General features: G+C 58.8%; 24 protein-coding genes. 12 read left to right on the forward strand and 12 right to left on the reverse strand.

Going from position 1 to position 26,129, the window contains the following annotated elements; all coding sequences use genetic code 11:
- Positions 1-151 precede the first annotated feature (151 nt).
- The 6 genes from V6P94_RS02690 to V6P94_RS02715 all read left to right on the forward strand — a co-directional run bounded on the left by V6P94_RS02690 (position 152) and on the right by V6P94_RS02715 (position 5,585).
- The gene (locus V6P94_RS02690; RefSeq protein ID WP_133074891.1) at positions 152-1,642 is read left to right on the forward strand and encodes an acetyl-CoA hydrolase/transferase family protein; all 1,491 of its coding nucleotides are present in this window, start codon (positions 152-154) and stop codon (positions 1,640-1,642) included.
- A gap of 317 nt (positions 1,643-1,959) precedes the next feature.
- Complete coding sequence (locus V6P94_RS02695; RefSeq protein ID WP_019826986.1) at positions 1,960-2,175, forward strand: DUF1127 domain-containing protein; 216 nt, start codon at positions 1,960-1,962, stop codon at positions 2,173-2,175.
- A 301-nt stretch (positions 2,176-2,476) separates the two neighbouring features.
- A complete protein-coding gene (locus V6P94_RS02700; protein WP_133074892.1) occupies positions 2,477-2,794 on the forward strand; it encodes a DUF2388 domain-containing protein in 318 nt (105 codons plus the stop codon).
- A gap of 192 nt (positions 2,795-2,986) precedes the next feature.
- Positions 2,987-3,280 (forward strand): DUF2388 domain-containing protein, encoded by a 294-nt coding sequence (locus V6P94_RS02705; protein ID WP_133074893.1) that lies wholly within the window; start codon positions 2,987-2,989, stop codon positions 3,278-3,280.
- A 26-nt stretch (positions 3,281-3,306) separates the two neighbouring features.
- Entirely contained in the window at positions 3,307-3,627 is a 321-nt protein-coding gene (locus V6P94_RS02710; protein WP_133074894.1) for a DUF2388 domain-containing protein, read from the forward strand.
- A complete protein-coding gene (locus V6P94_RS02715) occupies positions 3,624-5,585 on the forward strand; it encodes a DUF4105 domain-containing protein (protein ID WP_219261955.1) in 1,962 nt (653 codons plus the stop codon). Before V6P94_RS02710 ends, V6P94_RS02715 begins: the two co-directional genes overlap by 4 nt.
- Positions 5,586-5,599: 14 nt before the next feature.
- Here the strand turns inward: V6P94_RS02715 and V6P94_RS02720 are convergent, their stop codons facing one another.
- The 7 genes from V6P94_RS02720 to V6P94_RS02750 all read right to left on the reverse strand — a co-directional run bounded on the left by V6P94_RS02720 (position 5,600) and on the right by V6P94_RS02750 (position 15,039).
- The gene (locus V6P94_RS02720) at positions 5,600-6,475 is read right to left on the reverse strand and encodes a response regulator (RefSeq protein WP_133074896.1); all 876 of its coding nucleotides are present in this window, start codon (positions 6,473-6,475) and stop codon (positions 5,600-5,602) included.
- Between the two features lie 77 nt (positions 6,476-6,552).
- Positions 6,553-7,314, reverse strand: coding sequence for a phosphate signaling complex protein PhoU (gene phoU / locus V6P94_RS02725; RefSeq protein ID WP_133074897.1), 762 nt, complete (start codon positions 7,312-7,314; stop codon positions 6,553-6,555).
- 85 nt (positions 7,315-7,399) lie between these two features.
- Positions 7,400-8,233, reverse strand: coding sequence for a phosphate ABC transporter ATP-binding protein PstB (gene pstB / locus V6P94_RS02730; RefSeq protein WP_133074898.1), 834 nt, complete (start codon positions 8,231-8,233; stop codon positions 7,400-7,402).
- Positions 8,234-8,387: 154 nt separating this feature from the next.
- Complete coding sequence (gene pstA, locus V6P94_RS02735) at positions 8,388-10,058, reverse strand: phosphate ABC transporter permease PstA (protein ID WP_133074899.1); 1,671 nt, start codon at positions 10,056-10,058, stop codon at positions 8,388-8,390.
- 15 nt (positions 10,059-10,073) lie between these two features.
- Positions 10,074-12,359, reverse strand: a complete 2,286-nt coding sequence (locus V6P94_RS02740; RefSeq protein ID WP_133074900.1) for an ABC transporter permease subunit — start codon at positions 12,357-12,359, stop codon at positions 10,074-10,076.
- A gap of 219 nt (positions 12,360-12,578) precedes the next feature.
- Positions 12,579-13,583 (reverse strand): phosphate ABC transporter substrate-binding protein PstS, encoded by a 1,005-nt coding sequence (locus V6P94_RS02745; RefSeq protein ID WP_133074901.1) that lies wholly within the window; start codon positions 13,581-13,583, stop codon positions 12,579-12,581.
- 166 nt (positions 13,584-13,749) lie between these two features.
- Positions 13,750-15,039 (reverse strand): MFS transporter, encoded by a 1,290-nt coding sequence (locus V6P94_RS02750; protein ID WP_133074902.1) that lies wholly within the window; start codon positions 15,037-15,039, stop codon positions 13,750-13,752.
- A 373-nt stretch (positions 15,040-15,412) separates the two neighbouring features.
- On the opposite strand from V6P94_RS02750, the gene V6P94_RS02755 reads away from it, so the two are divergent.
- The gene (locus tag V6P94_RS02755) at positions 15,413-15,814 is read left to right on the forward strand and encodes an acyl-CoA thioesterase (protein ID WP_003438129.1); all 402 of its coding nucleotides are present in this window, start codon (positions 15,413-15,415) and stop codon (positions 15,812-15,814) included.
- Between the two features lie 57 nt (positions 15,815-15,871).
- A complete protein-coding gene (locus V6P94_RS02760) occupies positions 15,872-16,771 on the forward strand; it encodes a D-hexose-6-phosphate mutarotase (RefSeq protein WP_133074903.1) in 900 nt (299 codons plus the stop codon).
- Positions 16,772-16,825: 54 nt separating this feature from the next.
- Here V6P94_RS02760 and V6P94_RS02765 read toward each other — a convergent pair whose 3' ends face one another.
- The 5 genes from V6P94_RS02765 to V6P94_RS02785 form a co-directional block, all read right to left on the reverse strand.
- Positions 16,826-17,362, reverse strand: a complete 537-nt coding sequence (locus V6P94_RS02765) for a DUF3299 domain-containing protein (RefSeq protein WP_019826960.1) — start codon at positions 17,360-17,362, stop codon at positions 16,826-16,828.
- 81 nt (positions 17,363-17,443) lie between these two features.
- Positions 17,444-17,692, reverse strand: coding sequence for a GlsB/YeaQ/YmgE family stress response membrane protein (locus tag V6P94_RS02770; RefSeq protein WP_088378553.1), 249 nt, complete (start codon positions 17,690-17,692; stop codon positions 17,444-17,446).
- Positions 17,693-17,798: 106 nt separating this feature from the next.
- Positions 17,799-18,884 carry a 5-(carboxyamino)imidazole ribonucleotide synthase gene (locus V6P94_RS02775; RefSeq protein WP_133074904.1) on the reverse strand — a complete coding sequence of 362 codons (1,086 nt, stop codon included), beginning with the start codon at positions 18,882-18,884 and terminating at the stop codon, positions 17,799-17,801.
- Between the two features lie 11 nt (positions 18,885-18,895).
- The gene (gene purE, locus V6P94_RS02780; protein WP_016782937.1) at positions 18,896-19,387 is read right to left on the reverse strand and encodes a 5-(carboxyamino)imidazole ribonucleotide mutase; all 492 of its coding nucleotides are present in this window, start codon (positions 19,385-19,387) and stop codon (positions 18,896-18,898) included.
- Between the two features lie 231 nt (positions 19,388-19,618).
- Complete coding sequence (locus tag V6P94_RS02785) at positions 19,619-20,536, reverse strand: LysR substrate-binding domain-containing protein (RefSeq protein WP_133074905.1); 918 nt, start codon at positions 20,534-20,536, stop codon at positions 19,619-19,621.
- 180 nt (positions 20,537-20,716) lie between these two features.
- Between V6P94_RS02785 and aspA the strand changes: the two genes are divergently transcribed.
- The 4 genes from aspA (at position 20,717) to V6P94_RS02805 (ending at position 26,067) form a co-directional block, all read left to right on the forward strand.
- A complete protein-coding gene (gene aspA / locus V6P94_RS02790; RefSeq protein WP_019826952.1) occupies positions 20,717-22,141 on the forward strand; it encodes an aspartate ammonia-lyase in 1,425 nt (474 codons plus the stop codon).
- 380 nt (positions 22,142-22,521) lie between these two features.
- Positions 22,522-23,943, forward strand: coding sequence for a sodium:alanine symporter family protein (locus V6P94_RS02795; protein ID WP_133074906.1), 1,422 nt, complete (start codon positions 22,522-22,524; stop codon positions 23,941-23,943).
- Between the two features lie 56 nt (positions 23,944-23,999).
- A complete protein-coding gene (locus tag V6P94_RS02800) occupies positions 24,000-25,004 on the forward strand; it encodes an asparaginase domain-containing protein (protein ID WP_133074907.1) in 1,005 nt (334 codons plus the stop codon).
- Positions 25,005-25,074: 70 nt separating this feature from the next.
- A complete protein-coding gene (locus V6P94_RS02805; protein WP_133074908.1) occupies positions 25,075-26,067 on the forward strand; it encodes an AraC family transcriptional regulator in 993 nt (330 codons plus the stop codon).
- Positions 26,068-26,129: the final 62 nt, after the last annotated feature.

Raw genomic sequence — 26,129 nt, forward strand, 5'->3', positions numbered from 1 at the left:
CGGCGCTGTCATGGCCGGGGTTTTTCTTTTTCCAAGGAACCCGACCAAAGGCTCTAAATCGGCCGCTGGCATTCGACCATGGTAGCGGGACGAAAGGCTCTGAAAATGAATAGACTGCGCCTCTTGCTTCCGTTGCCCGAGATAACAATCCATGTACCGTGAACGTATTCGCCTGAACTCCCTGCACGATAAGGTCATGAGCGCCGAAGAAGCCGCCGCCCTTATCCAAGACGGCATGACCGTCGGCATGAGCGGTTTTACCCGTGCCGGTGAAGCCAAAGCCGTCCCTCAGGCCCTGGCTGAGCGTGCCAAAAAGTCGCCGCTGAAAATCACCCTGATGACCGGCGCAAGCCTGGGCAACGACCTTGACAAGCAATTGACCGAAGCCGGTGTACTGGCACGTCGCATGCCATTCCAGGTGGACAGCACTTTGCGCAAGGCGATCAACGCCGGCGAAGTGATGTTTATCGATCAGCATTTGTCCGAGACCGTAGAGCAACTGCGCAACAATCAGCTCAAGCTGCCGGACATCGCAGTGATCGAAGCTGTAGCCATTACCGAGCAAGGCCATATCGTTCCGACGACTTCCGTGGGCAACTCCGCCAGCTTCGCGATTTTCGCCAAACAGGTGATCGTCGAGATCAACATGGCGCACAACCCGAACCTGGAAGGCCTGCACGACATCTATATCCCGACTTACCGCCCGACGCGCACGCCGATCCCGCTGGTGAAGGTCGACGATCGCATCGGCAGCACCGCAATCCCGATCCCGGCAGAAAAAATCGTCGCCATCGTAATCACCAACAAACCTGATTCGCCGTCCACCGTGTCCGAGCCTGACAGCGAAACCGACGGTATCGCCTTCCACCTGATCAACTTCCTCAAGCAGGAAGTCGAAGCTGGCCGGATGACCAACAAGCTCGGTCCACTGCAAGCGGGTATTGGCAACATCGCAAACGCGGTGATGTGCGGCTTGATCGACTCGCCGTTCGAAGACCTGACCATGTACTCCGAAGTCCTGCAGGATTCGACCTTCGACCTGATCGACGCCGGCAAGATGAGCTTCGCTTCGGGCAGCTCGATCACATTGTCGGAGCGTCGCAACTCGGACGTGTTCGGCAATCTGGAGCGCTACAAGGACAAACTGGTGTTGCGCCCGCAAGAGATCTCCAACCACCCTGAAGTGGTTCGTCGTCTGGGCATCATCGGCATCAACACCGCGCTGGAGTTCGACATCTACGGCAACGTCAACTCCACTCACGTCTGCGGTACGCGGATGATGAACGGTATCGGCGGCTCGGGCGACTTCGCCCGTAACGCACACCTGGCGATTTTCGTGACCAAGTCGATTGCCAAGGCAGGCGCGATCTCCAGCGTTGTACCAATGGTCAGCCACGTCGACCACACCGAGCACGATGTCGATATCCTGGTGACCGAGCAGGGCCTGGCCGATCTGCGTGGCCTCGCGCCGCGTGAGCGCGCACGCGTCATCATCGACAACTGTGTTCACCCGGACTTCCGTGAAGCCCTTAATGACTACTTCACCAAGGCCTGCGCGATTGGCGGCCACACGCCACACATCCTGCGTGAAGCCCTGAGCTGGCATATCAACCTGGAAGAAACCGGAAAAATGCTGCCGTAACCCGCGAGCTAGAGAGCCGCTGACGTAAACACGTTTTGTCAGCGGCTTTTTTATGCCCTTAATTTCAAAAACTGTACTGCTGTACTGGTCATTTCCCGCCTTCAACACACTCTTTCACGGCCACTTTTGCCAATTTCGCACCACTTAGGTGCGGACAGGTACAGTTACGCGTATTTGTGCCCGTACAGCGCGCATAAACAGTTAACTGGCCCATTGCAATACAGGTGAACTGTATCTAGAGACACTGGACAAAGAGGAGGATCATTGGCATCAGTTAAACCACTAGCCAATGCCGCCATAAGCGGAAGGATGACACCATGGAACGTACACTCAGTTCCGAACTGTTCAGCGAAAGCAACTCTGTAAACACCCAGGCTTCCATGCCTTTGCGCGTTCTTGCCAACCTGATGTTGTGGCAGCGCCGCATCTCCAGCCGCCATCAATTGGCTCGACTGGACTCGCGTCTTCTGGCTGATGCCGGTATTAGCGAAGCACAGCGTTACGAAGAGCTGAGCAAGCCGTTCTGGCGCTAACTTGCGCTCGCTGGCCCTGACCACCGGTCCACCGCCAGCAACCTGAATTGAAAAAACAGAACCCGTCGCGGATTACCGCTGACGGGTTTTGTCGTTTATGGACCACGGTTTCAAGCCTTGGCATAAAGACAGGTACAGTTTTAAATAATCAAAAAACAAACAGGTACAGTTATCAAAATGCCTGATCTAGAGCACTTCACCTACAGTACCCACCAAAACGTCCTATGCCTGACGCAACCCTGAGCCTACTATTCGGTCCATAAGCGTCTATTTTCATACGTTCATATTCAGGAGTCTCACCATGTCCACACTTCGCCTACTCAGCGCGGCGGCACTGCTGGCCGTTGCAGCCAGCGCCAACGCCACAAGCTTCATCGTCACGACCGATGGCATTGTGGGCACCCTAAAGGCAACGTCCGATCTGACATCGGATGCCACAGGTTCGTTTCGTGACAACAAAATCGTACGCGCAGCCCGTGATGACGCTGCCAGCTTTGTTGCCAGCGAAGGCACCATTCGCGGGGTAAAACTCGAAAGTGCGTTCGAAGCCATTCGCCAGCAAGCCCCGCAATTGCAGGCCACCGATGCACAGCTGGCCCAGGCCATTCTGACGATCTGAATGTAAGTGACACCATAACGGGTCAGCTCTTTTGGGAGCGGGCTTGCTCGTGATGCAGGCGGCGCGGTCATTCAGTTGAACCGCGTCGACACCATCGCGAGCAAGCCCGCTCCCACAAAGACACCCCCCCGCGCTGGCCCTGCCCAGACCATTACGCTAGCCTTGGCTCTCATTCAAACAGCCTCGAGACCCATGCGTTTTTCCTTATTAGCTCTTCTTGCACTCAGCTGGACTCAATCAGCCAACGCCTTCGACATGACCACCCAGAATGTGGTGCTCAGTGGTTACGTCACCAGTAAAGTGACGTCCGCGCCTTTTGATCACAAACTGATACGTGCCGCCCAGGATGATGCCGCCGTCTTTATTGCCAGTGATGGTCAGACAAGAGGAGCGCAGCTGGAGTCTGCCTTGCGCTATCTGCGCCAGAACACGCCAAAATTGAGTGCCAGCGACCTTGAACTGGCACAGACAATTCTCGTCCAATAAATACCCGCTTTTCCTGGAGATACTTCATGCGCAGCCCTTTAATTGTCGCCACCCTTGGCTTTTTGCTACTCGCCGATGTAGCGCAAGCACAAACCGTTGTGCAGACCAGCAACATCATCGTGCGCGCCTTTGGTCGCACCATCGATTTCACGTCCGACACCACGACCTCCATCCGCGACTCTAAAGTCGTGCGTGAAGCCCACGACGACGCGGCTACCTTTGTCGCCAGCCAGGGCGATATCCGCGGCGTGCAACTGGAAGCAGCCTTCAGCACCCTGCGTGACCGCGTGCCTGAAGCCCGCAACGCCAGTGACCAGGATCTCGCCGAAGCCATCCTCGCACTGTGAGGTCGCTAACGCGCTGGCTCGCAGCCTGTGGCCTGCTGCTGATCACCAGCAGCGCCCAGGCCGCGCTGCATCTGCAACTCAAGACCGAAGGCCTGAGCCCGGCCGAGCAACAGGCCAGCCAGGCCTTGCTGGATGAGGCCATGCAGAGCCTGCCACCGCGTTTTATCGAGCAATTGGATCGGCAGATTCTGGTGGGCTGGACGGATGACATGCCCAGCAACGCCTACGGCCAGGCATCGCTGACCTCCGAGCTGGACCTCAATCGCACGCTCCTGGCAGGGCTGACCGATGGTTCGGCTGCCACCCAGCAGACCAACCGCCCCCACGGCACCGTGCGCCGTGAAATGCTCGCCACCGTCTTGCATGAACTCACCCACCTCTACGATCGCGCCCGACTCTGGCCCGCAGCCGAGCGCACGCTGATCCGGCGCTGCACCCGACAAAACAGCAACGCGGGCCTGATTGGCCTGCCTGATCAATGTCGCGGGCAGACCGAGCGCCGCTTCACCCTCAGTGATGATCCGCGCCTGCTCGACCTGGCCGGCTGGCAGCAATACGTGGGCCGCCGTGGCGAGCGCGAACAAGAAAACCACCAGGTCGTGCGCAGCCCCGATCTCTACGAAATCAGCAGCCCCAAGGAGTTTGTCGCGGTCAACATGGAGTACTTCCTCCTCGACCCGGCCTATGCCTGTCGCCGACCGGCACTGTATCGCTACTACAAAGAACATTTCGGCTGGGCACCCGCCGCCAGGGACGAGTGCCCCAAAGGCTTTGCCTTCCTAAATGCCGGCAACGATTTCGCCAAGACCCCGCTGGGTACCGTAGACCCGGAGCGGGTGTACGCGGTCGACTACCTGCTGGCCGAAGCCAATCAGGAATGGGCCAGCCGCTGGGGTCACAGCATGCTCCGTCTGGTGATCTGCGCCCCAGGTCGACCACGCGGCCCGGACTGCCGACTCGACTTGCAAGAACACCTGGTGCTGTCCTACCGGGCGTTCGTCAATGACGTACAGCTCTCAAGTTGGGACGGCCTGACCGGTGCCTACCCTTCGCGCCTGTTCGTATTACCGCTGGCTCAAGTGATCGACGAATACACCAAGACTGAACTGCGCAGCCTGGCTTCCGTACCGCTCAAACTGAGCCGCCCGGAAATCGAGGAAGTGGTTGAGCACGCGGCCGAGATGCACTGGAGCTATGACGGCGACTACTACTTCATCTCCAACAACTGCGCGGTCGAGACCCTGAAACTGCTGCGCAGCGGCAGCAACAATGCCCAGCTCAAGGGCCTGGACAGCATTGTGCCCAACGGTTTGCTTGAAGTACTCAAAGCCCGGGGGCTGGCGGATACCAGCGTGCTGGACGATCCCAAGGAAGCGCTGCGCCTGGGTTATCGCTTTGACTCCTACCGTGATCGCTACCAGGCGATGTTCGATGTACTCAAGACCCGCTTGCCGATCAAGCAAACCACCGTCGAAGACTGGTTGGCCCTGAACGCGGACGAACGCCGCCCGTGGATCGCGCAAGCCGACTTGCGCGCCAGCGCAGCCTTGTTGCTACTGGAGCAAGCCGGCTTTCGCCGACAACTGCTGCTGGCTCAGGATGAGGTCAAACAAAAGTACCTGGGCGCACGCGGGCTCAAGGATGGCGGCATGGACAAGGCCAACAAGACCCTGCAGGAAATTCTCGCCAGCAGCGGCTTTCTCAGCCGCCCGGCCGAGTTGCTCGGCAGCAATGGCTACGGCCTGCCCCAAACCAGGGAGTGGGAAATGCTCGAGTCCGAAAGCAGTCAGCGCCAGCAGCAACTGCTGCGCCTGACCACTGACCTGGACAAGGAAGTGCGCAGCCTGCTGGAGCCTTCCCGAGCCGCTGAAATTGCAGCGACTGAAGCCAACGTCAAACAGATTGGCGAACACCTGCGGGCGATCCACAAGGCATCGGGCGGGTTGCAGCTGCCCTGATCCACAAGGGCACTTCACGCACCCGGCACAAAATGCTTCTGTGCCGTGCCGTGTGCAATCAGTCGTGACAGGTAGTTCATTTTGTCGGCATCCTGATCGACAAAGCGGAAGGTCAGTTGCAGCCAGGCACTGTCCGGTTTTGGCTCATACGCCACGATGGCATGCAGATAACCATTCAAGCGCGCCACCTCGGCGCTCTCGCCCTGCTCAAGGTCCAGTACGGCGCTGTCCAGCACCTGAGGCAGCACGTCGCCGCGACGCACCACCAGCAGCGCCTCCTTAAGGCTCAGTGCCTTGATCACACACGTCTGTATACCGCTGGGCAAACGCAGTTGTCCTTGGCCACGGCTTGTCAGTGTCGGCGCGGGCACTGGGACCGGTCGCGGTGCAGGGGCCGCCGGTGCAGGGGCTACGACCTGCGCCTTGCCGCCGGTCAACGCATTGAGCGAATCATTGCCAAACGCCGAGTTCATGCGTGCCGGTGCGCTGGACATCACCGAGTCGAGCAACCCGGCCTTGGTGAACGCTTTCTTCACTTTGGACAGCAACTGCTCGTTGGTAAAAGGCTTGCTGACGAAGTCCGAAACCCCTGCCTGAATGGCCTGGATCACGTTCTCTTTGTCACCTCGGCTGGTGACCATGATAAAGGGCAACGTTTTCAGTCGGTCCTGCTCGCGGCACCAGCTCAACAGCTCAAGGCCGGACATCTCTGGCATTTCCCAGTCGCACAGCACCAGATCGAAGGCTTCGCGGGTCAGCAGGGTCTGGGCTTTGCGGCCGTTGACCGCGTCTTCGATCCTGATACCCGGAAAATAGTTACGCAGGCAATTTTTAATCAGGTCACGAATAAACGACGCGTCATCCACCACCAGCACACTCACCTTGCTCATCGACTGCTCCTTGGATATGAACGCCCAAAAACCAAAACGCCCGGCAATGAGCCGGGCGCTTTTTAGATCAGGCTGTCTTATTTATCGTCAGGCGGCGGCGCAACATTAGCGCTATCCGCGCCGGTGCCCTGAACTTCTTCGCGCATGCGCTTGAGGCCCATGTGCCGCACGTCAGTACCGCGCACCAGATAAATCACCAGTTCCGAGATATTGCGGGCGTGATCACCGATACGCTCCAGCGAACGCAGCACCCAGATGATGCTCAGCACGCGCGAGATCGAGCGCGGGTCTTCCATCATGTAAGTGGCCAGCTCACGCAGCGCGGTCTTGTATTCGCGGTCGATGATTTTGTCGTACTGGGCCACCGACAGGGCGAGGTCGGCATCGAAACGGGCAAAGGCGTCCAGTGCATCGCGCACCATGTTGCGCACCTGATCGCCGATGTGACGCACTTCAACATAACCCCGCGGCGCCTCACCCTCTTCGCACAACTGGATGGCCCGGCGCGCGATTTTGGTCGCTTCGTCACCGATGCGCTCAAGGTCGATCACCGACTTGGAGATGCTGATGATCAGACGCAAGTCAGAGGCCGCAGGCTGACGACGGGCCAGAATGCGCAGGCATTCCTCGTCGATGTTGCGCTCCATCTGGTTGATCTGTTCATCAATCTCGCGCACCTGTTGGGCCAGGCCCGAGTCGGCCTCGATCAACGCGGTCACCGCATCATTGACCTGCTTCTCGACCAGGCCGCCCATCGCCAGCAGGTGGCTGCGCACGTCTTCGAGTTCCGCGTTGAACTGCGCGGAAATGTGATGGGTGAGGCCATCCTTTGAAATCATGGTTCTGCTCCGCAAAAGCTGTGAGCTGCGCGCTGTAAGCGGCTAGCCGAATTGTCGATACGTCGAACGGTCACTGCCGCTCAAACTAGCCATAGCGCCCGGTGATGTAGTCTTCGGTCTGCTTCTTGGCCGGGTTGGTGAACAGCGTGTCGGTGTCGCCGTACTCAACCATTTTGCCCATGTACATGAACGCCGTGTAGTCCGAAACACGAGCCGCCTGTTGCATGTTGTGGGTCACGATCACGATGGTGAACTTGGACTTGAGCTCATAGATCAGCTCTTCGACCTTCAATGTCGAGATCGGATCGAGTGCCGAGCAAGGCTCATCGAGCAGCAACACTTCGGGTTCTACCGCGATGGTGCGGGCAATCACCAGACGCTGTTGCTGACCACCGGACAGGCCCAGTGCCGATTCGTGCAGGCGGTCCTTGACCTCATCCCACAACGCCGCGCCCTTGAGTGCCCATTCAACCGCTTCGTCCAGAACGCGCTTTTTGTTGATGCCCTGAATCCGCAGGCCGTAGACCACGTTCTCGTAAATGGTCTTGGGGAACGGGTTAGGCTTCTGGAACACCATACCGACGCGACGGCGCAGCTCAGCGACGTCCTCGCCCTTGCGGTAGATGTTGTTGCCGTACAGGTTGATCTCGCCTTCTACGCGGCAACCGTCTACCAGATCGTTCATGCGGTTGAAGGTACGCAGCAGCGTAGACTTGCCACAGCCCGATGGACCGATAAACGCCGTGACCCGTTGCTTCGGAATATTCAGGGACACGTCGTACAGCGCTTGTTTTTCGCCGTAGTAAAGATTCAGGCCCGGCACTTCAATGGCGACTTCTTCGTTGTCCAGGTTCAAGCTTTGTTTGGTGCGACCCAAGGCTGACATGTTGATGCCGTGGGCTGAGGATTCATGCTGCATGGGTTACTCCATACGCTAAAAATTCGTTCCGGTTTTCAGTCACCGGGTTTCTTCTGTGGGAGCAGGCTTGCTCGCGATTCAGGCACCTCGGTTTCACGTTGAAACCTTACCGATACCATCGCGGGCAAGCCCGCCCCCACAGGTCATGTGTCTATCAGCTATCCAGCGCCTTGTACTTCTCGCGCAGGTGGTTACGAATCCACACCGCCGACAGGTTCAGGGTCGCGATGACCAGCACCAGCAGCAGCGCCGTGGCATAGACCAGCGGGCGTGCAGCTTCGACGTTCGGGCTCTGGAAGCCGACGTCATAAATATGGAAGCCCAAGTGCATGATCTTCTGGTCAAGGTGCAAGTACGGGTAGTTGCCGTCCAGCGGCAGCGACGGCGCCAGCTTGACCACGCCCACCAGCATCAGCGGTGCCACTTCACCGGCCGCACGGGCCACGGCGAGGATCATGCCGGTCATCATGGCCGGACTGGCCATCGGCAGCACGATCTTCCAGAGCGTTTCGGATTTGGTCGCACCCAACGCCAGCGAGCCTTCGCGAACGGTACGCGGAATGCGCGCCAGCCCTTCCTCAGTGGCCACGATCACTACCGGCACCGCCAGCAGCGCCAGCGTCAGTGAAGCCCACATCAAGCCCGGCGTACCAAAGGTCGGCGCAGGCAATGCTTCAGCGAAGAACAAGCGGTCTACCGAACCACCCAGCACATACACAAAGAAGCCCAGACCAAACACGCCGTAAACAATGGCCGGTACACCCGCCAAGTTGTTCACCGCAATACGGATCACCCGGGTCAGGGTGTTTTGCTTGGCATATTCACGCAGGTAAACCGCTGCCAGCACACCAAACGGCGTCACGATCACAGCCATGATCAACGTCATCATCACCGTGCCGAAAATAGCCGGGAAGATCCCGCCCTCGGTGTTGGCTTCACGGGGATCCTGGCTCAGGAACTCCCAGATGTTGCTGAAATACATGGCCAGTTTCTGCCAGCTGTTCATGGCGTTCGGCTGGTAGGCCTTGACCACTTTGCCGATGCCAATTTCCAGCTCTTTGCCGTTGGCATCGCGAGCCGTGAGGCTGTCGCGGTTGAACTGTGCGTGCAACTCACCCAGGCGGTCTTCGATGGCCTTGTAACGCGCATTCAGCTCGGCGCGTTCGGCTTCCATGTCGGCTTGTGCCTGCGGGGTCAGCTTGCCTTCCAGTTCCAGCTTGCGACCATGCAGGCGGATACGCTCCAGCCCGTAGTTGATCGCGCCGATGTCTTTTTTCTCAAGCTGGCTGAGTTGCGATGCCAGGTCATTCACACGTTTGACCCGGGCTTGCAGCTCTGGCCAGGCGGCGGCACCTTCTGCCACCACCTTGCCGTTTTCTTTCACGTTAACCAGATAACCGTAAAAGTTGCCCCACTCGCGGCGCTCAATGGCCATCAGCTCTGGCGGCGTGCTCTGGTTCGTCAGCCACTCGCCGACCACCCAGGTAAAGTCGTTGCCGTTCAAGTCACGGTTGCCGACCTTGATCAGCTCGCGAGTCATGAACTCCGGGCCCTGCTCAGGGACTGGCAAGCCCGCGCTTTTCAGACGCTCGCGGGGTACTTCTTCCTTTTGCACCACTTCGCCGACCACCAGGTGATTGGCATCACCCGGCACGTTGTACTCGGCGTGGATCAGATCGGCAGGCCAGAAGTGACCCAGGCCACGCACGGCGATCACCGACAGCAAGCCGATAGTCATGATGACGGCGATGGACACCGCGCCACCGCTGATCCAGACGCCAGGAGCGCCGCTCTTGAACCAGCCTTTGAGGGAGTTCTGTTTCACAGACTTCTACCTTCCTTAAAGCGACGAATATTTCTTGCGCAGACGCTGACGGATCAGCTCGGCAAGAGTGTTCATGACAAAGGTGAACAGCAGCAGCACCAGCGCCGAGAGGAACAGCACGCGGTAATGGCTACCGCCTACTTCCGACTCCGGCATTTCCACCGCCACGTTTGCCGCCAAGGTACGCAGGCCTTCGAACAGGTTCATTTCCATGACCGGGGTGTTACCGGTGGCCATCAACACAATCATCGTCTCGCCGACCGCACGGCCCATGCCGATCATCAGTGCCGAGAAGATCCCCGGGCTGGCCGTCAGGATCACCACGCGGGTCATGGTTTGCCACGGTGTGGCACCCAGCGCCAGCGAACCCAGAGTCAGGCCACGAGGCACGCTGAACACGGCATCTTCAGCAATCGAGTAGATGTTGGGGATAACCGCAAAACCCATTGCCAGGCCCACTACCAGTGCGTTGCGCTGGTCGTAGGTAATGCCCAGGTCGTGGGAGATCCACATGCGCATGTCACCGCCAAAGAACCAGGCTTCCATATACGGGCTCATGTACAGCGACAGCCAGCCCACAAACAGCAGCACCGGAATCAGGATCATGCTTTCCCAACCATCCGGTACTCGCAGGCGGATCGACTCGGGCAGACGGCTCCAGGTGAAACCGGCAACCAAAATACCAATCGGCATCAACATCAACAGACTGAAGATCCCCGGCAGATGCCCCTCGACATACGGTGCCAGGAACAGACCGGCAAAGAAGCCCAGAATCACCGTCGGCATCGCTTCCATCAGCTCGATCACCGGCTTGACCTTGCGGCGCAGGCTCGGCGCCATGAAGTAAGCGGTGTAAATCGCGGCAGCTACGGCCAGTGGCGCAGCCAGCAGCATGGCGTAGAACGCAGCCTTCAACGTACCGAAGGTCAATGGCGCAAGGCTCATCTTCGGTTCGAAGTCCGTGTTGGCGGCGGTCGACTGCCAGACGTATTTAGGCTCGTCGTAGTTCTCGTACCAGACCTTGCTCCACAGCGCGCTCCAGGACACTTCCGGGTGCGGGTTCTTCAAGGTCAGTGGCAGCAGCTTGCCGCCCTCTTCCACGATGATGCGGTTGGCACGCGGCGACAACGCCATGATGCCAGGGCCTTCGGCAACTTTTTCGACCAGCAGGGTGCGGTGCGCAGTGCTGTGGAACACACCGATCTCACCGGCCGCATCCAGGGCCAGGAAGCCCTTGCGACGCTGCTCGGCAGTGATTTCAACAATCGGCGAAGTGCCCATCTGGAAGCTGCGAATATGCTTGAAACGTTGTTCGCCATCCGGGTCGCGGGCCATGAACCACTGGCTCAGACCGCCCTTCGAATCACCAAAGATCAGCGAGATGCCACCCACCAGCTGCGTACTGGCAGTGATCTCGGTCGTTGCGTCATCTGCCAGCGTGTAACGACCGTTGAGGCTCTTGTCGCGCAGGCTGAACACATCCACCAGGGCCCGATCGTTCACCACATACAACCACTGCTGACGCGGGTCGATGTAGAGCGCTTTAACCTGCTTGGTCATTTGCGGCAGATCGATGCGGGTCTCGGTGTTCGTGACCTCTTCGGTCATCATGTTTTCTTCGCGGGCCAACGACACCACATGCAACTGCGCGCCGGTTGAACCCGCCAGCACCAGCGTCGAATCGTTCACGCTGAGGTTAACGTGATCCAGTGCCCTGCCTTGCGGGTCCAGGACGACGGGCGATTCACCGTAGGGGTACTCAACTGCAGGGGTGATGGTCTTTTTGTTGTCCGGGTAGCTGACGCGATAGGTGTGACGGAACACCAGCGCCTGGCCGTTGGACAAGCCCAGTACAACCACCGGATTACCCGGCTGATCCTCGCCCAGCGAAGTCACTTGCGTGCCCGCTGGCAACGGCAAGTTGACCCGCGACAGCTCTTCGCCATTCTTCACATTGAAGAACAGCACCATGCCCTTGTCGGATACCCGCATGCCGACCTGATTCTGCTCCTCGACGGAGATCATCAAAGGCTTGCCGGCGTCCTGCATCCAGACCGGCGTAATCGCCTGCTTGGCATTCAGGTCGGCGCCCTGGAACAGTGGGTAAACCACATAGCCCAGGAAGAAGAAAATCAGGGTAATGGCGCCGAGCACGGCAAGACCGCCGATAAATACATACCAGCGGGTCAAGTGGTCTTTAAGCGCGCGGATACGGCGCTTGCGCTGCAGTTCAGGCGTATTGAAATCAATGCGCTTGGGAGCGGATGTCGTAGTCATTGGGGAATTGGCCAGATCATTCATGCGCACACCCTAGCGGTCCTGTATGACAGAAAGATGACAAAGCAGTGACGCAAAAAATCCGCCGCCCAACGGTGCCGGCAGCGGAGTGAAAAATGAGATGAAGCAGAAGTGAAATAACCCTGTAGTCGCTGCCGCAGGCTGCGAAGGGTTGCGCAGCAACCCGTTGATCTGAGGTCTGCGCGATCCTTTTCGCAGCCTTCGGCAGCGACTACATAGCCATTACTTCTTGGCGACGTCAGCGCCGCCTTCTTTCAGGCCCAGGTCAGCCAAGGCTTTGGCAGCGACTTTGGCTGGCAGAGGGATGTAGCCGTCTTTGACAACCACTTCCTGACCTTGCTTGGACAGAACCAGCTTGATGAACTCGGCTTCGAGCGGGTTCAGCGGCTTGTTCGGCGCCTTGTTCACATACACGTAGAGGAAACGCGACAGCGGGTATTTGCCGTTCAATGCGTTTTCTTCGGTGTCTTCGATGAACTCGGTGCTGCCTTTTTTAGCCAAAGGCACGGTCTTCACACTGGCGGTCTTGTAACCGATACCCGAGTAACCGATACCGTTCAGCGAGCTGCTGATCGACTGAACCACCGAGGCAGAGCCCGGCTGTTCGTTCACGTTAGGCTTGAAGTCGCCTTTACACAGGGCTTCTTCCTTGAAGTAACCGTAAGTGCCGGATACCGAGTTGCGACCAAACAGTTGCACCGGCTTGTTGGCCAGGTCGCCCGTCACACCCAGATCACCCCAGGTCTTGATGTCGGATTTGCCGCCACACAGACGCGTGGAGGAGAAGACAGCGTCTACTTGCTCCATGGTCATGTGTTTGATCGGGTTGTCCTTGTGCACGAACACGGCCAGGGCATCCACTGCCACCGGGATAGCGGTCGGCTTGTAGCCGTACTTCTGCTCGAAAGCAGCCAGTTCGTTGTCTTTCATCTTGCGACTCATCGGGCCCAGGTTAGCGGTGCCTTCAGTAATCGCAGGCGGCGCGGTCGAAGAACCGGCAGCTTGAATCTGGATGTTCACGTTTGGATATTCTTTCTTGTAAGCCTCGGCCCACAAGGTCATCAAGTTCGCCAGGGTGTCAGAACCAACGCTGGACAGGTTGCCCGATACACCTGTTGTCTTCACATAGGGCTGAATAGCCGGGTCAACACCAGCGGCAACCGCATTGGCAGTTGCAACGCCTGCGGCAACAAAAGTCAGGGCCGCCATAACACGCTTCAGTTTCATGCCTTACTCCTAACAAACGGGGTTAGATGAATCGGGGGCCAGTATCTGCAGGCCATGTGACTACTCTATGAACCGATTGTGACAATTAGATGAAAGGCCATCATTCGTTACAAATGATGGCCTTCAGGGAGAGGCTAATGAGGTGTCGCGACAGACAAGCCGTCGATCAGCGCCCCTTCTTCCACAGGTAAGCACCCACCAGCAGGCCCATCGTGCAAATGATTGCCACGTAATACGCCGGGCCCATCGGGCTCTCCTTGAGCAACAAGGTCACGGCCATTGGGGTCAGGCCGCCAAAGATGGCGTAGGCCAGGTTGTAGGAAAACGACAGACCACTAAAGCGCACCACCGCCGGGAAAGCTTTGACCATCACGTAGGGCACGGCGCCGATGGTGCCTACAAACAGACCGCTCAGGGCATACAACGGGAACAGCCAGTCGGGGTGTTGCAGCAGGCTGTGATAGAAGGTCCACGAGCTGATCAGCAACCCGGCGCAACCCACCACAAACACTTTGCCCGCACCAAAGCGGTCAGCCAGGGCGCCCGAGGCAATGCAGCCCAAGCTCAAGAAAACGATCGCAAGGCTGTTGGCCTGCAACGAGGTCGTCGCAGAAAAACCGTAGATGGTTTGCAGAACCGTCGGCGTCATCAGGATGACCACAATGATCCCGGCAGACAGCAACCAGGTCAGCAGCATCGAGATCACAATCGCCCCGCGGTGATCACGCAACACGGTCTTGAGCGGGACTTCAGCGGCCAGCGCCTTGCGCAGTTGCAACTCGGCGAACACCGGAGTCTCGTGCAACCAGCGACGCAGGTAGACCGAGAACAAACCGAATACACCGCCCATCAGGAACGGGATCCGCCACGCGAAATCAGAGACTTCAGCCGGTGTGTAAATCGTATTGATGGCCGTGGCCATCAGCGAGCCCAGCAGAATCCCTGCCGTCAGCCCGCAGGTCAGTGTGCCGCAGGCATAGCCCACATGGCGTGGCGGTACGTGCTCGGCCACAAATACCCAGGCTCCCGGCACTTCACCACCAATGGCGGCGCCCTGAATCACACGCATCAGCAGCAACAGGATCGGCGCCCACATGCCGATCTGCGCATAGGTCGGCAGCAAGCCCATGATCAGGGTCGGTACGGCCATCATGAAGATGCTCAAGGTGAACATCTTTTTGCGCCCCAGCAGGTCACCAAAGTGCGCCATAACAATGCCGCCCAGCGGACGCGCCAGATAACCGGCAGCAAAAATGCCGAAGGTTTGCATCAGGCGTAGCCACTCGGGCATGTCCGCCGGGAAGAACAATTTGCCGACCACGGTGGCAAAAAACACAAAAATAATGAAATCGTAAAACTCCAGCGCACCACCCAGGGCAGACAGCGACAAGGTTTTGTAGTCATTACGGGTCAACGGCCGCGAGGGCGGTGCAGCACTGGAAGGCTCTGTGATCATGGGGTAATGCTTCTCTTATTAGGCTCGGCAAAAGCTGCAACTTCGCCGGCAGGGGCTGGGCAGGTTTTGAAAGATAACAAATTGTTTGCAAAAGCACAGAGCTAGACGTGCAGCGCACGCAAAAAGCAGTATCAGGAGGTCGTCGGCCAGGCTGTCGCCCGATATACTCCCGCTGTAAGAAACACTTGGTAACTTCTGAGGTTGCTGTGCGAAAACGCCCGCAGGATGACTTCAGCCGGTTTCGCAGAGTTTCCCCTTGGCGCGGCTTATGAAGAACGTGACGAACGTAGTATGTTCGGGCTGAATCGTTTTTCTAAAGACGCTTTTTCACCCGCAGTACTCATGAAGAATCACGGGTCAGAGGCCCTTCGGCATGCTAGAGCTCGAACAAGAAGATCCAATCCCGCAAGGCGACCTCGCCTTGCAAATCACCGCCCTGCCACGTGAAACCAATGGTTTCGGTGACATTTTCGGTGGCTGGCTGGTTTCACAAATGGACCTCGCCGGTACCGCTATGGCCAGTAAGGTTGCAGGTGGCCGTGTAGCCACTGTCGCTATTGATCGCATGGCGTTTCTGGTGCCTGTGGCCGTTGGCGCGCAATTGTCGTTCTACACCCAGGCACTGGAGATCGGCCGCAGCTCGATCCAGATGATGGTTGAAGTGTGGAGTGACGACCCGTTGTCCAGCGAGTGGCGCAAAGTGACCGAAGCCGTCTTTGTGTTTGTTGCCATTGATGGCAGCGGTCGTACCCGCTCCGTTCCACCGCGTCGCTGAATCTTTCGCGGTTTGCCTGCCCACTGCTGCCTTTGCCACTGACATAGAGAGCCTGCCATGCACCACATTGAGTCAGTCACCCTGGACGAACTGGAGTGCTGGCACTTCCAGCATGGTCAGGCACAACTGTTGATCGCAAAACAGGGCGCACAGGTACTCAGCTATCAGATAGGCGATGAGCCTCCCATTATCTGGCTCAACGAAAAAGCGCAGTACAAACAGGGCAAAGGCATTCGCACTGGCGTGCCAGTGTGCTGGCCATGGTTTGGCAATCTGGCGCTGAACCCGCAAAGCGTGCAGGCCATGCGCCTCAGTGATGAGCCTGCCACCGCTCACGGCCTGGTACGTACCCGCGAGTGGGAAGTGCTGGAGATCGATGATGCGGGCGAAGCGCTGCATATTGAACTGGGCCTGCCCCACATCGAAGGCGGCCTGCCCGGCTGGCCCCACGATGTGGCGCTCACGTTGAGCATTCGCCTCGACACCCAGTTGCACATCAGCCTCACCAGCCATAATCGCAGCGACATCCCGGTCAGCATCAGCCAGGCGCTGCACAGTTACTTCGCGGTCAGTGACGTGCGCAAGGTTCAGGTTCAAGGGGTAGAAGGCCTGACCTACATCGATACGCTCAACGACTGGGAACACGTCAAACAGTCGGGCGACTTGACCTTCAGCGGCGAAACCGACCGCATCTATCTCGACACACCGCAGCAACTGAGCATCGTCGACCCCGACTGGTCGCGCACCCTTGAGCTGACCAGCCGTGGCTCACGCTCAGCGGTGATCTGGAACCCGTGGATCGACAAGACTGCCAGCTTCAGCGATATGGCAGCAGATGGCTGGCAACGCATGCTGTGCATCGAAACCGCCAATGTGATGGACGACGTGATCACCCTGGAGCCAGGCGCCAGTCATACGATGGGTGTGAGCATTGCGAGCAAGCGGCTGAAAGCCTGATACACACAAAACCTGTGGGAGCGGGTTTACTCGCTCCCACAAAGGTTCGGCGCCCTACAAATCTTCCTCGACCACCACCCGCACCTTGCTGGCATCCAGCGCATAGGCCGCATCGGCCAGGTCATTGCTGACCTTCTCGACCTTCAGCGTGCCCATGACCCAGAGCGGCGTGTAGATGTCATCCAGCTTCAGACCCTTGGGGTAGCGCACCAGCACCAACTGATTGGGCGGCGGAGGCGGCACATGAATGCAGGCGCCCGGGTACGGCACCAGGAAGAACAGCGTGCTGCGCCCCTTGGCATCGGTTTCCAGAGGCACGGGATAACCGCCCAGACGGATATTTTTACCGTTCATGCCCGCAACGGTTTTGCTGGAATACATCACGGCCGGCAAACCCTTGCTCTGCTTCAAACCACCCTTGTCGGTAAACGTACCATTGGCCTCGGGCGAGTCATGGTCAATTTCGGGCATTTGTTCGAGGGCTTTTTGATCCGACATCGGCATCAATTCAAGCCAGTCGGTTTCGGGCAGTTCTGCCGCGTGTACCAGGCCTGAGCCCAGCAAAAGAAAAGTCAGTAGAAGACGGCGCATGCAAGGCTCGATAAAAGAAGGATTGAACGCGCGCAGTTTAGCCCTCTCTGCGGCTGGCGCAGAGAGAACCAAAGCGTTAAATCAGGACTTTTTCGACACCATGCCGTAGATGATCAGCAAGATCACAGCACCTACCACGGCACCGATAAAACCGGCACCCTCGCCCGCCTTGTAGATACCCAGCGCCTGGCCACCATAGGTAGCCGCCAGCGAACCGCCGATACCCAGCAGGATGGTCATGATCCAGCCCATGCTGTCGTCACCCGGTTTCAGGAAACGGGCCAGCAGGCCAACGATCAAGCCTATGAAAATGGTTCCGATGATGCCCATGGGCGCTTCCTCTTGATTAGATGGCGTTTTACCAAAGCCTAGTCAGCACTTTGGCATCACGCCATCAGAGAGCAGCGACAACCCAATGGTTCCCGGCGAAAGCGATTTACGCTTCGTCGATCAGGGCTTCAACCTTGAGGATTTGCGCTTGCAGCGTGGCCATGTCTGCGCAGCGCAGGTTGGCGTGACCGACTTTACGGCCGACCTTGAACGCCTTGCCGTAGTGATGCAGATGGCAATCAGCAATCGCGATCACCTTTTCAACGGGCGGCACACTGCCGATGAAGTTGAGCATGGCGCTCTCACCGACCTTGGCCGTCGAACCCAGCGGCAAGCCAGCAATGGCCCGCAAGTGGTTTTCAAACTGGCTGCACTCGGCGCCCTCAGTGGTCCAGTGCCCGGAGTTGTGCACACGCGGGGCAATTTCGTTGGCCTTGAGGCCACCGTCGACTTCGAAAAACTCGAATGCCATCACGCCGACGTAATCCAGCTGTTTGAGCACACGGCTGGAGTAGCCTTCAGCCAAAGCTTGCAGCGGGTGATCCGTGCTGGCGACCGACAGCTTGAGAATGCCGCTGTCGTGAGTGTTGTGGACCAACGGATAGAAGCGGGTCTCGCCATCACGACCGCGTACGGCGATCAGCGACACTTCACCGGTAAACGGTACAAAACCTTCCAGCAGGCACGACACGCTGCCCAGTTCGGCAAACGTGCCCACTACATCGGCCGGTGTGCGCAGCACTTTCTGGCCCTTGCCGTCATAACCCAGGGTGCGGGTCTTGAGCACGGCAGGCAGGCCGATAGTGGCTACTGCCGCATCCAGGTCCGCCTGGGACTGAATGTCGGCAAACGCCGGCGTCGGAATGCCCAGGTCCTTGAACATGCTCTTTTCGAACCAGCGGTCGCGAGCAATGCGCAACGCTTCGGCACTTGGATACACCGGGACGAATTGCGACAGGAAAGCCACGGTTTCAGCTGGAACGCTTTCGAACTCAAACGTCACCAGGTCGACTTCATCGGCCAGTTGGCGCAAGTGATCCGGGTCGCTGTAATCCGCACGCAGATGTTCGCCAAGTGCGGCTGCGCAGGCATCGGGAGCCGGGTCAAGGAAAGCGAAGTTCATGCCCAGCGGAGTGCCCGCCAAGGCCAGCATGCGGCCCAGTTGGCCGCCACCGATTACACCGATTTTCATCGTCAGAAACCTCAGGCTACGCGCGGGTCTGGATTGTCCAGCACGCTGTCTGTCTGTTCAGCACGGAATGCTTTCAAAACGGTATGGAACTGCGGGTGTTTGGCACCCAGGATGCTCGCCGACAACAGGGCCGCGTTGATCGCGCCCGCTTTGCCGATGGCCAGGGTTGCAACCGGAATGCCTGCTGGCATTTGTACGATCGACAGCAGCGAGTCGACGCCCGACAGCATGGCCGACTGCACCGGAACACCCAGTACAGGCAAATGGGTTTTAGCCGCACACATGCCTGGCAGGTGGGCTGCGCCACCGGCACCAGCGATGATGACCTCGATCCCGCGGCCTTCGGCCTCTTCGGCATACTGGAACAGCAGATCCGGAGTGCGGTGGGCAGAGACCACTTTCACTTCGTAAGGAATGCCGAGTTTTTCCAGCATATCGGCGGTGTGGCTGAGGGTGGACCAATCGGACTTGGAGCCCATGATCACGCCTACCAGTGCACTCATCGTCGCGCCTCTTCTCTTGGGCGCCCGCAGGCGCGTCAAAAAACAACAAGCCACGTGGAGGATCCGACGTGGCTTGTTATAGGAATTAAGGCCGGTCAAGCCAGCCGAAGGCCGCGCAGTATACCGCAAAGAGGTGTTTTGACAGCACCTTTGGCGACCATCTGTCTTGCACGGTAAAAACGGCCCGGACGCCCGGTTTTATTGACTCTAAGGTCAAATGAAAAAATCACCTCAGGCCGGCGTTGGCGCCTGGCCGGTCGGGTTCTCCAACTTGCGCCACAACAACCGCACGTTGGCCTTGCGCACCAGGGCACAGCGGTACAGGCGAATCTCCAGCGGCACATGCCATTGCGGGCCACCACACACCACCAGCTCACCTCGCGCCAGCTCGGCACGCACGCTCAGGTGCGGCACCCAGGCAATGCCCAACCCTTCCAGGGCCATGCTCTTGAGGCTGTCGGCCATGGCCGTTTCATAAATAGTGGTGAAGCGCAGGCTGCGCTGGCGCAGCAGCAGATTCACCGAGCGGCCCAAAAACGCGCCAGCGCTATAGGCCAGCAACGGCACACTGCCTTCACCTTCAAGGTCAAACAACGGCTTGCCTTCTGCATCGGCCGCACACACCGGGAGCATTTCGGTGTTGCCCAGGTGCAATGACGGAAAAATCTCCGGATCCATCTGCAAAGCAGCGTCCGGATCGTAGAAAGCCAGCATCAAATCGCAGCCGCCTTCGCGTAAAGCATGCACCGCGTCTCCGACGTTAGTCGCAACCAGCCGGGTGGCGATATTAAGACCTTCATTACGCAATTGGGCGATCCACCGCGGGAAAAACCCCAGCGCCAGGGAGTGTGCGGCAGCCACTTGCATGACCTCACCCTGCCCGCCTTCGAGGTGATGAAGATGACGCAACACCTCACCCAACTGCTCGACCACCGTACGTGCCGTAACCAAAAACAGCTGACCGGCCGCAGTCAACTCCACCGGGGTGCGGGAACGATTCACCAAGGTCAGCCCAAGCGCCGCTTCAAGGCTTCGAATACGCCGACTGAAGGCCGGCTGAGTGACGAAACGACGCTCTGCCGCCTGGGAAAAACTGCGAGTAGCAGCCAGGGCACTGAAGTCCTCTAACCATTTACTTTCGAGATTCATCGAGTCCTCCCGGACGCGCACCAAAATGGGTCACACGCTCGACGCGCCTGCCGCGTCACGTCGCCATTATGCCGTTTATGCATAGGATAGTGTTTAAAGGCATTGGCCCAAAATAGACTGCAGGCCTAGGATTCGCAGCGTTCCGGCCCAGACCGGGTTCATATCGAGATGATTTCTATCATGTCCTCCGCTGCATCTTTCCGTACCGAAAAAGACCTGCTTGGCGTACTCGAAGTACCGGCTCAAGCGTATTACGGCATCCAGACCCTGCGAGCGGTGCATAACTTCCGCTTGTCCGGCGTCCCGATCTCGCACTACCCGAAGCTGGTTGTGGGCCTGGCCATGGTTAAACAAGCCGCCGCTGACGCCAACCGCGAGCTGGGTCATCTGAGCGACGCCAAGCACGCTGCCATCAGCGAAGCCTGTGCCCGCCTGATCCGCGGCGATTTCCACGAAGAGTTCGTGGTGGACATGATTCAAGGCGGCGCTGGCACTTCAACCAACATGAATGCCAACGAAGTCATCGCCAACATCGCGCTGGAGGCTATGGGCCACCAGAAGGGCGAGTACCAGTACCTGCACCCTAACAACGACGTCAACATGGCGCAGTCGACCAACGACGCCTATCCGACTGCGATCCGTCTGGGTCTGCTGCTGGGTCACGATGCCATGCTTGCCAGCCTCGACAGCCTGATCCAGGCGTTCGCCGCCAAAGGCGTTGAGTTCAGCCACGTGCTGAAAATGGGCCGCACCCAACTGCAAGACGCCGTGCCGATGACCCTGGGTCAAGAGTTCCGCGCGTTTGCCACCACTTTGGGTGAAGACCTGGCACGCCTGAAAACACTGGCACCAGAGCTGCTGACCGAAGTGAACCTGGGCGGTACGGCCATCGGTACCGGCATCAACGCCGACCCGCGCTACCAATTGCTGGCCGTCAACCGCCTGGCAACCATCAGCGGTCACCCGCTGGTACCGGCTGCCGACCTGATCGAAGCCACGTCCGACATGGGCGCCTTCGTACTGTTCTCCGGCATGCTCAAGCGTACCGCGGTCAAACTGTCGAAGATCTGCAACGACCTGCGCCTGCTCTCCAGCGGCCCGCGCACCGGCATCAACGAAATCAACCTGCCAGCGCGTCAGCCAGGCAGCTCGATCATGCCAGGCAAGGTCAACCCGGTTATTCCGGAAGCCGTTAACCAGGTTGCGTTCCAGATCATCGGTAACGACCTGGCACTGACCATCGCTGCCGAAGGCGGTCAACTGCAACTGAACGTGATGGAGCCGCTGATCGCCTTCAAGATCTTCGACTCGATCCGCCTGCTGCAACGCGCCATGGACATGCTGCGCGAACACTGCATCGTCGGCATCACCGCCAACGAAGCACGCTGCCGCGAACTGGTCGAGCACTCGATCGGTCTGGTGACTGCACTGAACCCGTACATCGGCTATGAAAACGCCACCCGTATCGCCCGTATCGCCCTTGAAAGCGGCCGTGGCGTACTGGAACTGGTGCGCGAAGAAGGCTTGCTCGACGACGCCATGCTCGACGACATCCTGCGCCCGGAAAACATGATTGCTCCGCGTCTGGTGCCTCTCAAGGCCTGATGCTGTAACACGCTCACCAGGTCGAGGGACTAGACACCTCTCACCTTTTGAGGGCCTGCAGATACGTCTGCAGGCCCTTTTTTTTGCCTGAAAAAAGGGCAAATCGGACACAAACTGATGCCTTTTAAGACGACTCACACATGAAAAATCAATCACTTATGCAGACGCTTCCTGCGCTCCTAGGTATAGTGCCGCCCCTCTTCCTGTGCCCGGCCCCAGCACCAGCGGCCATCGCCAGCACGGAAACAGCATCGTAAACCAAGCAGCAACACGGCCAGGGTCACATTGATCGCCTACGTTTATGCCTTGCTCAAGCAGGTGTAACGCGATATTTCGATCCGCCCGTGTTGCCATCAGATAAAAACAGCGAGGAATAATCCATGCTTGAAGTCATCAATGACTTCCTCTCAGGGAAAGTGCTAATCGTGCTTATGGTCGGGCTCGGTGGCTACTTCACGATCCGCTCGCGTTTCGTTCAGTTTCGTTACTTCCTGCACATGTTTTCGGTATTCAAAGACAGCCTGCGCAGCAGCGCCGGTGAACTGAGCTCGTTTCAGGCATTGATGCTGAGCCTGGCCGGCCGTGTAGGCGCGGGCAACATTGCCGGTGTCGGCATCGCCGTTACCCTGGGCGGACCGGGTGCCGTGTTCTGGATGTGGGTCACCGCACTGGTCGGCATGTCCAGCAGCCTGATCGAATGTTCCCTGGGCCAGCTGTACAAGCGTCGTGACGCTGAAGGCCAACTGCGTGGCGGTCCGTCCTTCTATATGAAGCATGGCCTGGGCAAATTGTGGATGGGCCAGTTGATGGCCGTGCTGCTGCTGATCACCTTCGGCTTCGCCTTCATGGGCCTGCAAGCCCACGCCGTAACCCACTCGCTGCAAGATGCCTTCGGTTTCGATGTCAGTTACTCAGGGCTGGCCATCGCCATTCTGCTGGGCCTGGTGTTTATCGGTGGTATCAAACGTATCGCTTCGGTGGCTGACCTGCTGGTACCGGTCAAGACCCTGGCCTACATCGCCGTGACCCTCTACGTGATCGTGCTGCAATTCGACCACGTGCCAGCCATGCTGGGCCATATCGTCAAGAGCGCCTTCGGCCTCGACCCGGTGTTTGGCGGCCTGATCGGCAGTGCGATCGTGATGGGCGTCAAACGTGGTGTATTCGCCAACGAAGCCGGTCTGGGCAGCGCCCCGAACGTGGCCGCCGTGGCCGATGTTGAACACCCGATCGCCCAAGGCGTGGTTCAGGCGTTCAGCGTATTCCTCGATACATTCGTGATCTGCACCTGCACCGCCTTGCTGATCCTGCTCTCGGGCTTCTACACCCCGGGCTTTGAAGGCGACGGCATTGCCCTGACCCAGAACTCCCTGGCGGCCGTAGTCGGCGAGTGGGGCCGTGTGTTCATCAGCGTGGCCCTGGCGTTGTTCGTGTTCACCTCGATGCTCTACAACTACTACCTGGGCGAGAACAACCTGCGCTTCCTGGTCGGTGAAAGCCGCAAGGCGCTGATTGGCTACCGCGCACTGGTGCTGGTATTGATTTTCTGGGGCTCGATCGAAAACCTGCAGACCGTTTTCGCGTTCGCCGACATCGCCATGACCATGCTGGCCTTCGTTAACCTGATTGCCCTGGCGATGCTGTTCAAGATCTGCATGCGCGTGCTCAAGGACTACGATGACCAGCGCCGTGCGGGGATCAAGACACCGGTGTTCGATTCCAGTAAATTCCCGGATCTGGATCTGGACCTGAAGGCCTGGCCGCCAAAACCGGCCGACAAGGTCGAAGAAACAAAACGCTGATACTTGACGCGGCGGTTCTCCAGAACCGCCGCGTTTTTGCTTATGGGGACTCAACAATGACTGCAGCCACTCACCACCCTTCCCAACGCGTCATGGTGCTCTACACCGGGGGCACCATCGGCATGCAAGCCAGCGCCGGCGGCCTGGTGCCAGCGTCGGGTTTTGAAGCGCGCATGAGCGAGCACCTCGCCAGCCAACCGGCGCTGACAGTGCCGCAGTGGTCCTTTCGCGAGATGAGCCCGCTGATCGACAGCGCCAACATGACGCCTGCCTACTGGCTGCGCCTGCGTGGCGCGATCATCGAAGCCATCGAGCAAGATGGCTGCGATAGCGTCCTGGTCCTGCACGGCACTGACACGTTGGCCTACAGTGCGGCGGCGATGTGCTTTCAACTGCTGGGGTTGCCAGCACCGGTGCTGTTCACGGGCTCCATGCTGCCAGCAGGCGTACCGGACAGCGATGCCTGGGAAAACGTCAGCGGTGCACTGCAGGCGCTGGGCCAAGGCCAGCCTCACGGGGTTCAGCTGTACTTCCACGGCAAATTGATGGCCCCGACACGTTGCGCAAAAGTCCGCAGCTTTGGGCGCAACCCGTTTGTCGCGTTGACGCGCAACGGCGGCGTGGCAAAAGCCACATCACTGCCGGACGAGCTGGCCTACAACCATCTAGGGCACGAAGCCAGTGTGGGTGTATTGCCACTGGTACCGGGAATTGGCGCAGCCCAGCTCGACGCGCTGCTCAGCAGCGGGATCGAAGCGCTGGTGCTCGAATGCTTCGGCAGCGGCACTGGCCCCAGCGATAACCCGGACTTCCTGGCCAGCCTGCAACGGGCGCAGGAGAACGGCATTGTGGTGGTAGCCATCACTCAATGCCATGAAGGCGGTGTGGAACTGGATGTATACGAAGCTGGCAGCCGTTTGCGTGGGGTTGGCGTGCTGTCGGGGGGTGGCATGACCCGTGAAGCCGTGTTCGGCAAACTGCATGCCCTGCTCGGTGCCGATTTGCCGCTGGCTGAAGTCCGGCGCCTGATCGAGCTGGACGTGTGCGGGGAACTGGCCTGATCGACGCGTAGCTGCGCCCGCCCCGGCACACAACTTGCTCGCGTCCTGCACCTCCATGCAGGAAACGAGCATGCTCCACTCTCATCTCACAACGCTCAACGCCGTTTCGCTGGTGCTCAGCACCTTCAATGCCGAAGGCTTATCCAGCGAAGCACTGTTGGCGGGTAGCGGCATCCGGGCGGCGGACTTGAGCCGCGCAGACACACGCATCACGACCAATCAGGAGATGCGCGTGTGCGCCAACGCCGTGGCCTTGCGCCGCGAAATCGGCCTGGAGCTGGGCCGGCGAATGCATGTGTCGTCCTACGGAATGCTGGGTTACGCCCTACTCACCAGTGCCACCTTAGGTGACGCACTGCGTCTGGCTTTACGCTACCCGGCGCTGCTGGGAACACTTTTTGAACTCAGCCTTGAGGTCGAAGGAGATCAGGTGTGGTTCTGCGCCAGCGGGTATGGCGAAGGCCCACAGCTCGCGGTATTCAATACCGAGTTATGCCTGGTTTCGCTCAAGGTCATTTGCGAAGACCTGCTCGGCCAACCGTTGCCACTATTGGGTGCACGTTTTGCCCACAGCGCGCCCGATTACCACGCCAGCTACGGGCAAAGCTTCGACTGCCCGCGTGTGTTCGAGGCCGACAGCAATGCGTTCGCTTTCGCCAAACGCTGGCTTGACCATCCCTTGCCGCTGGCCGATGCCGTTACCCATCAGGCGATGGCCGAGCGCTGCCGTAAACAGAACCTGGAATTCACCGGGCGGCAAACCTGGCTGGAACGCATCCGCCAACTCCTTGGCGCACAGATGCACGCCGCCCCGGGGCTTGAGGGGCTGGCCGAACAAATGAACTGCTCGCCGCGTACTCTGCGTCGCCATTTGCACGACGTGGGATGCAGCTATCAAACCCTGCTCGACGACTTGCGCTTCGAACGGGCCAAGCTGCTGCTCAACGACACCGATTGGCCCATCTACCGGATTGCCGAAACCCTGGGTTTCAGTGAGACCGCGAGCTTTCGCCACGCCTTTGTACGCTGGAGCGGGGTTGCCCCCAGCCAGTTCCGTGTTTGATTCAGGGGCGAATTTCGGTCAGTGATGTTGGCCACATCCATCCCCTTTTGGCCGCTCCTGCC

Source organism: Pseudomonas sp. ML2-2023-3 (assembly GCF_037055275.1).
GTDB lineage: Bacteria > Pseudomonadota > Gammaproteobacteria > Pseudomonadales > Pseudomonadaceae > Aquipseudomonas.

What these genes read in the sequence shown, in the direction of transcription:
- V6P94_RS02690 (WP_133074891.1), top strand. Translation starts at nt 152, where the DNA reads ATGTACCGTGAACGTATTCGCCTGAACTCCCTGCACGATAAGGTCATG.
- V6P94_RS02695 (WP_019826986.1), top strand. Translation starts at nt 1,960, where the DNA reads ATGGAACGTACACTCAGTTCCGAACTGTTCAGCGAAAGCAACTCTGTA.
- V6P94_RS02700 (WP_133074892.1), top strand. Translation starts at nt 2,477, where the DNA reads ATGTCCACACTTCGCCTACTCAGCGCGGCGGCACTGCTGGCCGTTGCA.
- V6P94_RS02705 (WP_133074893.1), top strand. Translation starts at nt 2,987, where the DNA reads ATGCGTTTTTCCTTATTAGCTCTTCTTGCACTCAGCTGGACTCAATCA.
- V6P94_RS02710 (WP_133074894.1), top strand. Translation starts at nt 3,307, where the DNA reads ATGCGCAGCCCTTTAATTGTCGCCACCCTTGGCTTTTTGCTACTCGCC.
- V6P94_RS02720 (WP_133074896.1), bottom strand. Translation starts at nt 6,475, where the DNA reads ATGAGCAAGGTGAGTGTGCTGGTGGTGGATGACGCGTCGTTTATTCGT.
- phoU (WP_133074897.1), bottom strand. Translation starts at nt 7,314, where the DNA reads ATGATTTCAAAGGATGGCCTCACCCATCACATTTCCGCGCAGTTCAAC.
- pstB (WP_133074898.1), bottom strand. Translation starts at nt 8,233, where the DNA reads ATGCAGCATGAATCCTCAGCCCACGGCATCAACATGTCAGCCTTGGGT.
- V6P94_RS02740 (WP_133074900.1), bottom strand. Translation starts at nt 12,359, where the DNA reads ATGAATGATCTGGCCAATTCCCCAATGACTACGACATCCGCTCCCAAG.
- V6P94_RS02745 (WP_133074901.1), bottom strand. Translation starts at nt 13,583, where the DNA reads ATGAAACTGAAGCGTGTTATGGCGGCCCTGACTTTTGTTGCCGCAGGC.
- V6P94_RS02750 (WP_133074902.1), bottom strand. Translation starts at nt 15,039, where the DNA reads ATGATCACAGAGCCTTCCAGTGCTGCACCGCCCTCGCGGCCGTTGACC.
- V6P94_RS02755 (WP_003438129.1), top strand. Translation starts at nt 15,413, where the DNA reads ATGCTAGAGCTCGAACAAGAAGATCCAATCCCGCAAGGCGACCTCGCC.
- V6P94_RS02760 (WP_133074903.1), top strand. Translation starts at nt 15,872, where the DNA reads ATGCACCACATTGAGTCAGTCACCCTGGACGAACTGGAGTGCTGGCAC.
- V6P94_RS02765 (WP_019826960.1), bottom strand. Translation starts at nt 17,362, where the DNA reads ATGCGCCGTCTTCTACTGACTTTTCTTTTGCTGGGCTCAGGCCTGGTA.
- V6P94_RS02770 (WP_088378553.1), bottom strand. Translation starts at nt 17,692, where the DNA reads ATGGGCATCATCGGAACCATTTTCATAGGCTTGATCGTTGGCCTGCTG.
- V6P94_RS02775 (WP_133074904.1), bottom strand. Translation starts at nt 18,884, where the DNA reads ATGAAAATCGGTGTAATCGGTGGCGGCCAACTGGGCCGCATGCTGGCC.
- purE (WP_016782937.1), bottom strand. Translation starts at nt 19,387, where the DNA reads ATGAGTGCACTGGTAGGCGTGATCATGGGCTCCAAGTCCGATTGGTCC.
- V6P94_RS02785 (WP_133074905.1), bottom strand. Translation starts at nt 20,536, where the DNA reads ATGAATCTCGAAAGTAAATGGTTAGAGGACTTCAGTGCCCTGGCTGCT.
- aspA (WP_019826952.1), top strand. Translation starts at nt 20,717, where the DNA reads ATGTCCTCCGCTGCATCTTTCCGTACCGAAAAAGACCTGCTTGGCGTA.
- V6P94_RS02795 (WP_133074906.1), top strand. Translation starts at nt 22,522, where the DNA reads ATGCTTGAAGTCATCAATGACTTCCTCTCAGGGAAAGTGCTAATCGTG.
- V6P94_RS02800 (WP_133074907.1), top strand. Translation starts at nt 24,000, where the DNA reads ATGACTGCAGCCACTCACCACCCTTCCCAACGCGTCATGGTGCTCTAC.
- V6P94_RS02805 (WP_133074908.1), top strand. Translation starts at nt 25,075, where the DNA reads ATGCTCCACTCTCATCTCACAACGCTCAACGCCGTTTCGCTGGTGCTC.